The organism is Acidiferrobacterales bacterium (assembly GCA_028820695.1).
Classification (GTDB): domain Bacteria; phylum Pseudomonadota; class Gammaproteobacteria; order Arenicellales; family JAJDZL01; genus JAJDZL01.
In genome coordinates this window covers 82,088-96,189 of sequence record JAPPIB010000057.1, presented here as the reverse complement: position 1 = coordinate 96,189, position 14,102 = coordinate 82,088, and the positions used below count along the sequence as shown (strand labels likewise).

Sequence of the window (14,102 nt, the reverse complement as noted above, 5' to 3'; positions counted from 1 at the left end):
TTGTCATGCCGACCCAACAATCGCTGGAGCTTGTCAGCCCCCCGCCGCCTTCCGATACAGAATCCATCCCGCTTGAGGAGTTCGCGAAACAGGCATATCTCGACTACTCGATGTATGTCATCCTTGACCGGGCGCTCCCGCATATCGAGGATGGCCTGAAGCCGGTCCAGAGACGGATCGTCTATGCCATGTCCGAACTCGGACTCAGCGCCGCGGCCAAGTACAAGAAGTCGGCTCGCACAGTTGGGGACGTCATCGGTAAGTTTCATCCGCATGGCGATACCGCCGCCTACGAGGCCATGGTACTGATGGCGCAGCCTTTCTCATTTCGCTATCCGATCATTGACGGGCAGGGAAACTGGGGATCGACCGATGACCCGAAGTCGTTTGCTGCCATGCGCTATACCGAATGCCGATTCAGACCGTACGCCCAAGTCTTGCTGGAGGAGATTTCCAAGGGAACCGTGGACTGGGTGCCGAATTTTGACGGCACTCTCAGCGAACCCCAAAGACTGCCCGCCCAACTGCCAAACATCCTGCTCAATGGCGCTTCCGGTATCGCGGTGGGCATGGCGACCGATATCCCACCGCATAACGCACGCGAGGTTGCCGACGCCTGTATACAGCTGCTGCGGAATTCAAGAACAACGATTGAGCAGCTGTGCGAGTCAATCAAGGCGCCAGACTTCCCGACTGGCGCACAGATCGTTAGCTCCCGGTCAGAAATTGTTCAAGCCTACGAAACCGGATCAGGCGTCGTCCGGCAAAGAGCCGCATGGACTGATGACAAGACATCGATCGTAATTGATGCAGTCCCCCATCAGGTATCAGGCGCCAAGATCATGGAACAGATCGCCGCTCAAATGCTCGCGAAGAAACTGCCCATGATCACAGATTTGCGCGATGAGGGGGACGAATCCAGTCCGGTCCGGCTCGTCATCGAACTTCGCAGCAACCGGGTCAGTCGTGACGACCTGATGAGCCACCTGTTCGCAACGACAGACCTGGAAAAAACCTATCGTGTAAATCTGAACATGATCGGACTCGATGGAAAACCCAAGGTCTACAACCTCAAGCAACTGTTGCAGGACTGGATCGCGTTCAGGAAGCAAACCATTCTCAGGCGACTGAAGAGCCGTCTGGAGTTTATTGAGAATCGCCTGCACATTCTTGATGGCCTGTTCATCGTCTTTCTGAATCTGGACCAGGTGATCCATGTAATCCGAAATGAGGATGATCCGGAAACTGAACTGATGACCCAGTTGCAACTCAGTACGAGACAGGTGGCGGCGGTACTGGACATCCGGTTGCGACAGCTGGCCAGACTTGAAGAGATCAAGATCCGGGAGGAGCAGTTTGCACTGCGCGACGAACGCGACCAGCTCAAGGCAGTCATTGATTCAGAAACAAAACTGAAAAATCTCACAATCCGTGAAATCGATGCGGCCGCCAATGAATACGGGGACAGCCGTCGCTCCCCGGTCCGCACGCAGGAAGCGGCGCGGGCCTTTTCAGCCGACCAGCACATTGCCTCGGATCCCATTACCGTCGTCCTGTCCAAACACGGCTGGGTACGGTCGGCAAGAGGACATGAACTCGATCTCGAGACGCTGAACTACCGCGAAGGGGACGAATATCTGGCGCACACAACGGGAAAGATGAATGGTCAACTGATGTTTTTGGACTCCAGTGGGCGAGCCTACAACCTACCGGCCCATAATCTGCCCTCAGCAAGATCTTTCGGGGAACCCCTGACCAAAATGCTGTCACCCGCGGCTGATTCGCGGTTTGTCAGTCTGATTCTGGGAGATGAGACAACACACTGTCTGCTGGTGTCCGCAGAGGGAACCGGATTCGTCTGCAAACTGTCCGATGCAATCACCAAGAACCGCTCCGGAAAGTCATTGCTGAGTGTCAGGAAAGGGATCGAGGCAACGCAGTTGGAATGTATCGACAATGTCGATGACAACCTCTTGGCTGCTGTCACGAGCAGTGGGCGGTTGCTGATCTATCCGGTTGCGGATCTCCCGCTTCAGTCAAAGGGCTTCGGTGTCAGACTGATCAATATACCGAAAGCCGCCAGGGATTCCGGGGAACGGGTCGTATTTGTGAAAGTGTTTTCCACCGCGCAGGCACTTGTCATTCACTGCGGCAAGAAATATATCCGGATCAGGAAAACTGAGCGCGAGCGCTATCTGGGTGAACGCACCCTGCGGGGAACGCTGCTGCCAAGGGGATACCGAAACGCTGACCGGGCGGAAGTTCAATAACCGATCAGTTTTGGTTGAACTCAAAACCCAGTTCTTCTTTTTGGTGAGTTATTTTGCCGGCCGTCAATCGAGCGCCTGACCGCTTCGATTCCAAGCATGAACATCCGCTCGATCCGCACCAGCCCCTCACTCGAATCAGCCTCAAATCGCAGACTGACTTCCGATGCGGTATTGGACGCCCGCAAAAGACCGAACCCATCCTCAAAGTCCGCCCGAATTCCATCCAGATGACTGACCGCTGCATTGTCAAATGACACCTGCTGCCGGAACAGCTCAACCAGTCGCGGAGGATCTTCCTCATGCAACCTGATTTCAGGTGAGCTGATTCCCGCAGGCAGATCCGCGAACACTTCCTGCGGTGACCTCGCATCTTCAGCAAGAATCTCACACAGTCTCGCAGCCGCATAAATTCCATCGTCAAATCCCGGCCAGCGGTCGCTGAAAAAGAAATGTCCGCTCAACTCGCCGCCAAACACAGCATCGCATTCGCGCATTTTGGCCTTCATCAGCGAATGTCCCGTTTTCCACATGATCGCCTCCCCACCGGAGGATTCGATCGCAAGTGGCAGTGAACGCGTGCACTTGACATCAAACACAACCTTTCGACCCGGATTTTTCCCAAGAATATGCTGTGAGAAAAGAATCATCAGCCGGTCCGGCCAAATGATCTCACCGGATGGTGCGATGGCAACCATGCGATCACCATCTGCGTCAAGCGCCAGTCCTGCATCCGCCTTCATTTCCTGAACCTTGTCGATGAGATCAGTCAGATTCTCGGCAACAGTTGGATCCGCCGGATGGTTTGGAAAAGTACTGTCGACATCACAGAAAAGTTCAATCACATCGCAACCGATCTGCCGCAATACCCGTGGCGCGAACGCGCCGCCGATACCGTTCGCACAGTCGACAACAATCCGTAACGGACGATTCAGTCGAACATCAGATCCGATCCGAGCGCAGTATTGGTCAAAAACACGCTCGGTAGAAAGCCCCCCGTGACCGGCAGCAAAATCGCTGTTGCCGATCCGTTGCTTGAGATTCTGGATTTCGTCACCGTGCAGACTCCGGCCATTGAGTACCATCTTTACACCGTTATACTCAGGCGGGTTATGACTTGCGGTCACCATCAGACCGGTTCCCGTCTTGAACAGACAGGTTGCAAAGTAAAGCACAGGCGTTGCCACCGTCCCGATGTCGATCACATCACATCCGGTTGATCTCACACCATCGATGATGGAACTCTTGAACTGCGGGCTGGATTCTCGGCTGTCGCAGGCAATGACAATCTGTTGGGTTCCGTTCAGTAGCGAAACCGATCCGAACGCGCGGCCGATCGCGTACATATCCTGGCTCCGCAGGGTTTCGTGGGCAACCCCCCGGATATCGTACATCTTGAAGATTTCGTCAGCGATTGACGCAGCAGTCGTCTCGGACGCGGATGCTGGCATCAGGCTTCATCTGACGGAATGTATGGCCCGGCCACCAACCGCCAGTGCCGCTTCATGCATCGCTTCAGACAAGGTGGGATGGGCGTGTATGGTCCTTGCCAGATCTTCGGAACTCGCGCGGTACTCCATCGCGACCACCGCCTCGGCAATCAACTCCGACGCATGCGGGCCGATGATATGGACACCGAGTATCTCGTCCGTTCGGGAGTCCGCAACAATCTTGACGAATCCCGCCGTTTCCTCCATCGCCTTTGCACGGCCGGTGGCAGCAAAAGGAAATTTGCCGCTGCTGCACTGCAATCCCGCATCGGTCGCTTCGCTTTCGGTTTTACCGACCCAGGCAATTTCAGGTGCCGTATAGATCGCCCACGGAATCGTCCTGTAATTCATATGACCGTGACCGGTTGCGATGCGCTCGGCAACCATGACGCCTTCCTCGGATCCCTTGTGTGCCAACATCGGACCTCGAACACAGTCACCGACAGCATAGACGTTGTCCGCGTCGGTCCTGCAGTCATCGTCGACCTGGATGAATCCCCGCTCATCGAGTTTGACACCGCTGTCCTCCGTCAGGAGATTGTCGGTGCAGGGCTTGCGACCAATGCAAACGATCAACCGGTCGACATTGATCTGTTTTTGTTCATCACCGACGGTGTATCGGACTGTGATATCGTCACCCGCCTCAGCTGACTCGACCCGCGCACCCAACTGAATGTCAAGTTTCTGACGCCTGAACTGTCGCGCTGCATCTTTGGCAACATCGGTATCGGCCCCAGGCAGAAAGTCAGGCAGTGCTTCGAGTATGGTCACTTTCGAACCCAGCCGGTTCCATACACTTCCCAGTTCCAGCCCGATGACACCGGCTCCGACTATTCCCAGCCGCTCAGGCACCTGATCAAACTCCAGCGCACCGGCAGAGTCAACGATCAAATCATCCTGAAAAGGAATGCTGGGCAATTCGATCGGAACCGAGCCGCTCGCTAAAATGACATGCGCTGCCCTGATCTCGTCTGACTTCTCGCCGCTTTCGAAATCCAGCAGTTCGACGACGCCCTGTCCTGAGAGTCGACCATGGGCATGATACGAATCCACCCCATTGGCCTTGAGCAGCGTTGCAATCCCTTGGGTGAGGCTGCTGACAATCTGAGTCTTGCGCTTCATCATCGTCGAGATATCCATGGACACCTGATCGACAACGATGCCGTGTTTGCTGTAACTCGTGTGGATCTGATGAAACTTCTCCGATGAGTCGAGCAATGCCTTGGATGGAATGCACCCGACGTTCAGACAGGTTCCACCTAAAGCCGCCTTGCCCTTGGAATCGCACCATCGGTCAACACAGGCGGTCCGAAGGCCAAGTTGGGCACACCGGATTGCGGCGACGTAACCGGCGGGACCCGCGCCGATAACCGCAACATCATACTTCCCGCTCACGGAACCGACCGGTTAAAGCTGCAGCAACAGCCGGGACGGGTCCTCAAGGGCATCCTTGATTCCGACCAGGAATGTCACCGCCTCGCGTCCGTCAATGATCCTGTGATCGTAGGTCAATGCGAGATACATCATGGGGCGGATCACGATCTCACCGTTGACCGCGATCGGACGCTCCTGTATCTTGTGCATCCCGAGAATCGCACTCTGTGGTGGGTTGATGATCGGTGTTGACACCAAGGATCCGAATATGCCACCGTTGGTGATTGTGAACGTTCCACCGCTGAGTTCCTCTAGCTTCAGTGTGCCCGATCTCGCCCGCTCGCCAAAATCCCGTATCTGTTTCTCAACGTCTGAAAAACTCATCTTTTCGGCATTTCGGACAATCGGTACAACCAGACCCCGCGGCGAAGACACTGCGATGCCCACATCGCAGTAATCGTGATAGACAATGTCATTGCCGTCGATTATCGCGTTGACTGCAGGAATCGACTTCAGCGACTCAACACAAGCCTTGACAAAAAAGGACATGAAACCGAGTTTTGCCCCATGCGTTTTCTCGAATTCTTCCTTGTACTTGCTTCGAAGCGCGATCACCTCAGTCAGATCGACTTCGTTGAACGTAGTCAGCAATGCCGCACCATGCTGAGCCTGGATCAGCCGGTCTGCAATCGTTCTCCTGATGCGGCTCATCGGCTCGCGACGTTCGTGTCGATCGCCGGTCACTTCCGTCTCAACCGCGACTGGCCGGGCAGGCTCAGGTTGAGGGTCGACTTTCTGCACCTCGGACGGAGCAGGTTCGGGCGGAGCCTGTACCTGATCGAGAAGATCGGTTTTGGTCACCCGCCCGTCTTTGCCCGTACCCTTGATCTCCGACAGATCAATACCCTCCTGCGCGGCAATGCTGGTGACAGCCGGGCCATGCCGGTCATCAACGGGCTCAGTCGCAGTGTCAGCGCCATCGGCCTGCGGTTGTGCCGCCGCCACGGGCTCAGGGTCCGCCGAATCCGATGCTGCCGCCTCGGTATCAATCACGCAGAGCAGATCACCCTCGTAAATGGTTTCACCCTCAGCTTTCAGGGACTCGCGCAGTACGCCACTGGTGGACGCTGGAACCTCAAGCACAATCTTCTCTGTCTCAATCTCAATCAGCAGTTCGTCCTGCTGGACAAACTCCCCTGGGGACTTTTTCCAGGACAGTAATGTGGCCTCGCTGACCGACTCCGGCAGCATGGGGGTCTTGATCTCAACTTGCATCGGCTGTAACACCCCGCTTTTGTGAACTGGAGACAGATGGTTTATTGACTGTGAGCGCTTTTGTGATCAGTCGTTCCTGCTGTGCCAGATGAACGCGATAATTGCCGACAGCAGGTGACGGAGCCGCTTCCCGGGATGCCGAAGTCAAATTCTGATTCTTCGTCAGGCACGCGTTCAACCGATGCCATATCTGATACCACGCGCCCTGGTTCTTGGGCTCTTCCTGACACCACACGATGTCGGTTGCATTGGTGTACGACTGCAACAGGAAATTCAACTCACTGGTCGGAAACGGATAAAGCTGCTCGATTCTCGCAATCGCGGTATCCTGAATTCCCAGATGCTCGCGCATTTCCAACAGATCGAAATAGACCTTGCCTGCGCACAAGATCAATCGGACAACACTCTCGCGGTCGATGTTCTCATCGACCTCGTCGATCACGTTCTGGAATCCAAACCGTGTAAGGTCCTTCACATCCGATACCGATCGCTTATGCCGCAACAGGCTTTTCGGCGACATGACAATCAATGGCCTCCGATAGGGTCTGATCGCCTGACGTCGCAACAGATGAAACATCTGCGCCGGCGTCGTCGGTACGCAGATCTGCATGTTGTCGCCCGCGCACATCTGCAAGAACCGTTCCAGCCGCGCGGACGAATGCTCCGGTCCCTGACCCTCGTAACCATGCGGCAACAGCAACACCAGCCCGCAGAATCTCGCCCACTTCGCGAAACCGCTGCTGATGAACTGATCGATGACAATCTGCGCGCCGTTCACAAAATCTCCGAACTGCGCCTCCCACAAGACCAAGGTTTCGGGATCCGTCGTCGCATATCCGTATTCGAAAGCCAACACAGCCTCTTCCGACAAAAGCGAATTGAACAGCTGGCAATCCTCCTGCTTCCTGACTGACTTCAGGGGGCAATGGACATCACGGCTGTTCTGATCGTGCAGCAGCGCATGGCGGTGCGAGAACGTACCGCGACCGACGTCCTCACCGGTCAGACGGATTGGCACTCCGTCGTCAATCAGCGTCGCATACGCCGTCGTTTCGGCAAAACCCCAGTCTATCGGCAACTTGCCGGCGGCCATTTTCATGCGATCATCCATGATTTTCCGTACACGGTTGTGCAAGACGAAATTTTCCGGCAACTCAAGCGCACTCTTGGTCAGCTCCGCGATTTTCTTCAAGGTCACGGTCGTGTCGACCGGATCCGACCATTTCGAGCTGATAAATCTGGACCAGTCGACCATTTTTTCTGTCTTGGCCGGATCAATAATCTGTCCGACAACAACCTCACCGCGGTCAAGATTGTCCCGATAGTCCTGAATCATTTTCTGCGACTGTACCGAGGACACGACGCCCCGTGCGTCCAACTCAGCTGCGTACTTGCGGCGAACCGGTTCAATTTTCTTGATCGCATCATACATGACCGGTTGTGTCATCATCGGTTCATCCGCTTCGTTGTGGCCATATCGGCGGTAGCACACCATGTCAATGACAACATCGGTGTGAAACTTCATCCGATAGGCGTGAGCGTGACGAACCGCCGCGATCACAGCTTCAGGGTCATCACCGTTGACATGAAAGATCGGCGCCTGCACCATTTTTGCGATTTCGGTGCAATAGACCGTCGACCTCGCATCAAGCTGATTGCTTGTGGTAAATCCAATCTGATTGTTGATGACAATATGGATTGTTCCGCCGATATTGAATCCACGGGTATGCGACATGTTCAGGGTTTCCATCACCACACCCTGACCGGCGAGTGCCGCGTCGCCGTGAATCAGTACCGGGGTGACCTCGATCCTGTCCTTGTCGCGTCTGCGATGCTGTCTCGCCCTGACCGACCCCTCAACAACCGGGTTGATGATTTCCAGATGCGATGGGTTGAATGCCAGTGCAACGTGGACAATGCCGCCAGGCGTATTGATGTCGGCGGAAAATCCCTGATGGTATTTGACGTCTCCATGTGCTGTCATGTATTCGTCCGAGACTGGAAGGTTTCCCTCAAACTCACCGAATACCTCGGCTGGAGATTTCCCCAATATGTTGACCAGAACGTTCAGTCGTCCGCGATGCGCCATTCCAATGACGACTTCCTTGCTGCCCGACTCACCGGAGAGATTGACCAATTCATTCAGCATTGGGATCAGAGACTCACCGCCTTCAAGCGAAAATCTTTTCTGACCGACATACTTCATATGAAGGTAGGTCTCCATGCACTCGGCCATGGTGAGCAGATTCAGGATGTTCTCACGATCAGAATCAGTGATGGCTTTGCGCATGTCTGATTTTTCGACTCTGGACTGTATCCACTCAAGCCGTGTTGGGTCGGTGATGTGCATGTACTCATAACCGATCGATCCGCAGTAGGTTTGCTCGTAGAATTTCAGGATCTTGGATAGCGGCATCGACGCGGAATCTTCGACTGCGTCAAATTTGAATTTCTCGTTCAGGTCGCTTTCGGTCAGGCCGACCACTTCCAGGCTCAGGTCGGCGGTAAAAAAGCTGTCACTGAGCCCTAGCGGGTCAAGGCGTGCGTTGAGGTGTCCATAGACCTGATAGCGTCGAATCAGACGCTGGACTGCGGCTTGCTTGCGGATATCGTCCTTGCTGACATAGCCATCCATTGAAGGCTTGCCCGCTGCGGGCGGGCCGATCTGCTGATCCACCGTCGCCTCCAGCGTCTGGAAATCTCCTTTCCAGTCGTCAGCCAGTTCCGGAGTATCAGCCTGGTAGTCCTCGTAGAGACTTTCCAGATATTCCACGCTGCCGGAAAATAACCCTGTGGGATTTGTGTGATTGTGCTTTTCTGACATGATGATCGGGTGGCAGTGACGCGGTTGGGGGGCTTTGGGGTCAGTCGGACAATGCAGAACCGCATCGATGAGGGGAAATGGGGGCGGTAGGACGATTCATTGCGATAATGCTTTCAAATCCCTGAACAAAGATTCAACCTGCACCACCGGAATTCTAAATTCTTCGACTCGGCAACGCGGTTGCAATTCATTTGAAAATCTGACTTTCCCGCTACGGGAATAAGTATCTGAATACATCAAATTATATGCAATTGGTGAACCTTGTCACGATGGTTTTGCTTGGTCGCGATATCTTCGGCCTCAGCATTGGACAATCGAATGCGTCTCAATTCAGACGCGGTGACGGGCTGTTTTCGGATGAACGCGAACGGCTGCGTTCATTCCAGTTCGATCAGCAAGTCCTTGGCGTCGACGTTGTCACCTGCAGCGACCAGCAAGTCGCCGACTTTCGCATCTCTCTCCGCCCTGATCGCGGTTTCCATCTTCATCGCCTCAATGGTGAGCAGGATGTCACCCGACCGGACCGATTGTCCGCGGGTGACACTGATCGACGAGATCATGCCTGGCATGGGCGAGACAACATGATCAGGATTACCGCTGTCGCCTTTCCTGCGTTTTTCCAGCATGTGCGAGAACTTACGGTTGGCCACCTTGATCGTGCGCGGCTGCCCGTTCAGCTCAAAGAAGATCTGGACCTGTCCTTCGGCGTCGGTTTCCCCGATGGCGAGACAGTGGATGACAAGTGTCTTGCCGGGGTCCAGCTCAACGGAGATTTGCTGTTCCGGTATCATTCCGTAAAAGAACACGGGAGTCGGCAGGACATGAACCGGACCGAACTGACGCCGGTGCGCCATGTAATCGGCAAATACCGCCGGATACATCATGTAGGATTGAAACTCCTCGTCGGAAATCTTCCTTGCAACGCGGTCTTCCGCCTGACTGCGCGCAAGCTCAAGATCGGCCGGCGGCAGACTCGCGCCAGGCCGGTCATTCATCGGTGTGCGGCCGGCAAGCACCTTCTTGCGCAGCTGCTCGGGAAATCCGCCAGGCGGCTGACCCAGTTCCCCGGCGAAGAATGACTGCACCGATTCGGGAAATGCGACCTCCCGATCCGGATTCTCAATATCCGCCCGACTCAGATCTGAACTGACCATGAACAACGCCATGTCACCAACCATTTTTGAGGTCGGTGTGACCTTGATCACGTCACCGAACATGTCATTGACCTGTGCATAGGCTTCGGCCACCTCGTGCCAGCGACGCTCCAATCCCAGCGCGCGGGCCTGCTCTTTCAGATTGGTAAATTGACCGCCCGGCATCTCGTGCAGATAGACTTCTGACGCACCATAGCGGACATCGCTCTCAAATGCCGCATAGTTGCTGCGAACACCCTCCCAATAGGCCGAAAAAGACCGGATTGTCGCAGCATCGATTCCGGTATCACTGTCGCCGTCGGCAAGGGCACGCACGACAGAACCCAGATTCGGCTGTGACGTCATGCCCGAGAGCGAGTCCATTGCCAGGTCAACAATGTCCGCACCGGCGTTTACCGCCGCCAGTACACTGGCCGCCGCGATACCACTGGTGTCGTGCGTATGAAAGTGGATCGGCAGTCCAGTCTCCTGTTTCAGCTTTCGCACCAGGACATCGGTACTGGCCGGTGTCAGCAAGCCTCCCATGTCCTTGATGCACAGCATATGGATTCCCGCCTCAGTCAGCTGTCCCGCAAGATCAACGTAATAGTCGAGAGAATACTTCGTCCGCGTCGGGCTGAGAATATCGCCACTGTAGCAGATCGCTCCCTCAAGCAGTTTGCCCGACTCCAGAACCGCATCCATCGACACCCGCATGTTCTCCACCCAGTTCAGACAGTCAAAAACACGAAACAGGTCGACGCCGGACTTTGCGCTGTGCATGACAAACTCCCTCACCACATTGTCCGGATAATTCTTGTAGCCGACCCCATTGGCACCGCGTAACAGCATCTGGAACAGGATATTCGGAACCGCTTCGCGCAGGTCATGCAGCCGCTGCCAGGGACATTCCTTGAGAAATCTCATCGCGACATCGAACGTGGCGCCACCCCAGCACTCGATACTGAAAAGCTGATGCAGATTACGCGAATATGACTCAGCAACATTCACCAGGTCATAACTTCGAAATCGGGTGGCCAGCAATGACTGATGCGCATCGCGAAATGTCGTATCGGTCACCAGCGTCCTTTGTTGCTCCAGTATCCACTTGGAGAACCGCTCGGGCCCGAGCTCATCAAGCAAGGGGCGGGTTCCCTCGACTGCGCGACCGCCCTGTTGTGGCAGTACCGCCTCGGCAAACATGAAAGGACGCGGCCGGTCGGTGACCTCCGGATTGCCGTTGACAGTCACGTCCGCAATGTAAGTCAGCAACCGGGTCGCGCGGTCACGACGCTTGGGTATGTGCAACAGTTCCGGTGTCGTGTCGATAAACCGTGTTGTATAGGTACCCTCGACAAATTTCGGGTGCCTGATCAGATTTTCCAGAAACTCCAGATTCGTCGCGATGCCGCGTATCCTGAATTCCCGGAGCGCGCGGGTCATCCGGCGCACTGACTCTTCGGGCGTTGGAGCCCAAGCGGTTACCTTCTCCAGCAAACTGTCGTAGTATCGGGTGATCACAGCACCGGAATAGGCCGTACCGCCATCGAGACGGATACCGAAGCCGGCGGCTCCTCGATAAGCCATGATCCGGCCGTAGTCCGGAATGAAGTTCTCCTGCGGATTTTCTGTCGTGACCCGACATTGCATCGCATACCCGTTCATCGCAATCTGTTGCTGTTCGGGCACGCCGGAACTGTCAACATCGCCGATTCTGGCACCCTGCGCAATATGGATCTGCGCCTTGACGATGTCAATTCCCGTAATCTCCTCGGTGACGGTATGCTCAACCTGTATCCGCGGATTGACCTCGATGAAATAACACTCCCCGGTATCGTCATCGTACAGGAATTCAGCTGTACCGGCACTGATGTAGCCAACCGCCTCAGCGAGGCGAAGTGCGGACTGACACAGGGTTTCACGCTGATCGTCAGAAAGAAACAGTGCCGGTGCGCGCTCAATGATCTTCTGATTGCGTCGCTGGATCGAGCAATCCCGCTCGAACAGATGGACAATATTGCCATGTGTATCACCCAGCAACTGAACCTCAACATGACGGGCGTTTCGAATCAGTTTCTCAAGATAGACTTCGGGGTTGCCGAACGCAGCCTGGGCCTCGCTTCGACCCATCCGTACAGCATCCAGCAGCTGCGCTTCAGATTCAACCATGCGCATGCCGCGGCCGCCGCCACCCCAGGACGCCTTCAACATCAGTGGATAACCGACAGCGGCTGCAATCTGTCTGATTTTGTCTGGATTTTCAGGTAACGGGTCGGTAGCCGGCAGAATCTGCACATTCGCCTTTCTCGCTTCCTCGCGTGCGGTAACCTTGTTGCCCAGACGTCGCATGATCTGTGGCGTCGGACCGATGAATCGAATGCCGCTGTCCTCGCATTGCTGTGCAAAATCGGGTTTTTCGGACAGGAATCCATAACCCGGATGGATCGCATCGACCCTGCGTTCTATCGCGACGTCCAGAATGTCACTGATCGACCCGTAAGCCTGAATCGGTCCCATCCCGACACCGATAAGATAACTTTCGTCAGCCTTGAATCGATGCAGTGAATACTGATCCTGCTCGGCAAAAACGCCAACCGTCGTAATGCCGAGTTCAGAAGCCGCACGAAAAACGCGAATTGCAATTTCGCTTCGATTCGCGACCAGCAATTTCCTGATGGGTCTTTGCAGATTCATTGCCTGATACCTCGTTTCCACTGAGTCTGTCAACCGCTTATGCAGTGTCGCTGCGCGATGCAGTGACCTCAAAGCCGGGCGCATCCTTCTCATCGTCTGACATTTCCGCTGGAAATCCAGGCGCATGAACGGTCGTTGAGCATTGCTCCTCCAGCCGCCTGATGATGTTCGGAGACCATTCCCGAGGTCCGTACCGCTCCATTCCATCCTTAAAGATCTCGATGAGTTTGGGGCTGATCTCCAGCTTGACCCCCGCCCTTTCGGCCACCTCGTGAAACAGTGTGATGTCCTTGACGACCAGGTCCATGGTGAAGTTGATGTTGCGACTGCCGTTTAGGATGACCTGGCTTTCAGTCTCATGAACAAACGAGTTGCCTGAAGAGATGCGTATGGCCTCGTACGTCGTGGCCAAATCCAGCCCGGCCTGGTCAGCTGTCACCAGCGCCTCACACAGAGTCACCAGGTTCGCGGTCGCAAGATAGTTCGTCATGACCTTCAGTACCGATGCCGTGCCCAGCGGACCGGTGTGCAATATCTGACGCCCCATGGTCTTGAGAACCACCAGGACGCGATCGAATACGGGTCGATCACAACCGGCAAAAATCGAGATGTTTCCGGACGCCGCACGGTGGCAGCCGCCGGAGACCGGACAGTCAATCGGATCAGCATCGACTTCCCGTACCATCTGTCCCAATCGGACAACCTCTGTGTGATCGGTCGTGCTCATCTCAGCCCATATGCTTCCCGGCCTCAATCCGGCCAGCACCCCGGCCGGGCCCTCCATCACACTGCGACAGACAACTGGACTCGGAAGACAGGTGATCACCACGTCGACCGAAGCCGCCAACTCGGCCGGCGTCTCCGACCACGCAGCACCATCGTTGAGGAACGGCTGTGCAGCATCCTGGTCCAATTCCCGAATAGTCAGGTCGAAGCCATTTCTCAGCAGACTGCCCGCAAGCTTTCCGCCGACATTGCCGAGACCTACAAATCCTATTTTCATATCCCTTCCCTTGTCAGAAAATATTTCGTCCGGAGCCGATCG

7 protein-coding genes are annotated in these 14,102 nt (G+C 55.3%); 1 reads left to right on the top strand and 6 read right to left on the bottom strand.

The genetic code is table 11. The annotated features are described in order from the left end of the window. Nucleotides 1–5: 5 nt before the first annotated feature. Nucleotides 6–2,270: a DNA topoisomerase IV subunit A gene (parC, locus tag OXI60_12255; protein MDE0310584.1), complete on the top strand. Its 2,265-nt coding sequence runs from the start codon at nt 6–8 to the stop codon at nt 2,268–2,270. 20 nt (nt 2,271–2,290) lie between these two features. On the opposite strand, the gene OXI60_12250 is transcribed toward parC, so the two are convergent. The 6 genes from OXI60_12250 to OXI60_12225 all read right to left on the bottom strand — a co-directional run bounded on the left by OXI60_12250 (nt 2,291) and on the right by OXI60_12225 (nt 14,060). Continuing rightward, the gene (locus OXI60_12250) at nt 2,291–3,718 is read right to left on the bottom strand and encodes a phosphomannomutase/phosphoglucomutase (GenBank protein MDE0310583.1); all 1,428 of its coding nucleotides are present in this window, start codon (nt 3,716–3,718) and stop codon (nt 2,291–2,293) included. Between the two features lie 6 nt (nt 3,719–3,724). Further along, nucleotides 3,725–5,152 (bottom strand): dihydrolipoyl dehydrogenase, encoded by a 1,428-nt coding sequence (gene lpdA / locus OXI60_12245; protein MDE0310582.1) that lies wholly within the window; start codon nt 5,150–5,152, stop codon nt 3,725–3,727. 12 nt (nt 5,153–5,164) lie between these two features. Next, on the bottom strand, nt 5,165–6,406 hold the full coding sequence (gene odhB, locus OXI60_12240) for a 2-oxoglutarate dehydrogenase complex dihydrolipoyllysine-residue succinyltransferase (protein ID MDE0310581.1): 1,242 nt from the start codon (nt 6,404–6,406) through the stop codon (nt 5,165–5,167). Further along, the gene (locus tag OXI60_12235; protein MDE0310580.1) at nt 6,396–9,230 is read right to left on the bottom strand and encodes a 2-oxoglutarate dehydrogenase E1 component; all 2,835 of its coding nucleotides are present in this window, start codon (nt 9,228–9,230) and stop codon (nt 6,396–6,398) included. Before OXI60_12235 ends, odhB begins: the two co-directional genes overlap by 11 nt. A gap of 377 nt (nt 9,231–9,607) precedes the next feature. After that, nucleotides 9,608–13,057 (bottom strand): pyruvate carboxylase, encoded by a 3,450-nt coding sequence (pyc, locus tag OXI60_12230; protein ID MDE0310579.1) that lies wholly within the window; start codon nt 13,055–13,057, stop codon nt 9,608–9,610. 37 nt (nt 13,058–13,094) lie between these two features. Further along, nucleotides 13,095–14,060: an NAD(P)-dependent oxidoreductase gene (locus OXI60_12225; protein ID MDE0310578.1), complete on the bottom strand. Its 966-nt coding sequence runs from the start codon at nt 14,058–14,060 to the stop codon at nt 13,095–13,097. Between the last annotated feature and the right edge of the window lie 42 nt (nt 14,061–14,102).

Bases quoted from the DNA above. Each gene is read 5' to 3' on its own strand.
- OXI60_12225 (MDE0310578.1), bottom strand. From the start codon at position 14,060: ATGAAAATAGGATTTGTAGGTCTCGGCAATGTCGGCGGAAAGCTTGCG.
- odhB (MDE0310581.1), bottom strand. From the start codon at position 6,406: ATGCAAGTTGAGATCAAGACCCCCATGCTGCCGGAGTCGGTCAGCGAG.
- parC (MDE0310584.1), top strand. From the start codon at position 6: ATGCCGACCCAACAATCGCTGGAGCTTGTCAGCCCCCCGCCGCCTTCC.
- pyc (MDE0310579.1), bottom strand. From the start codon at position 13,057: ATGAATCTGCAAAGACCCATCAGGAAATTGCTGGTCGCGAATCGAAGC.
- OXI60_12250 (MDE0310583.1), bottom strand. From the start codon at position 3,718: ATGCCAGCATCCGCGTCCGAGACGACTGCTGCGTCAATCGCTGACGAA.
- OXI60_12235 (MDE0310580.1), bottom strand. From the start codon at position 9,230: ATGTCAGAAAAGCACAATCACACAAATCCCACAGGGTTATTTTCCGGC.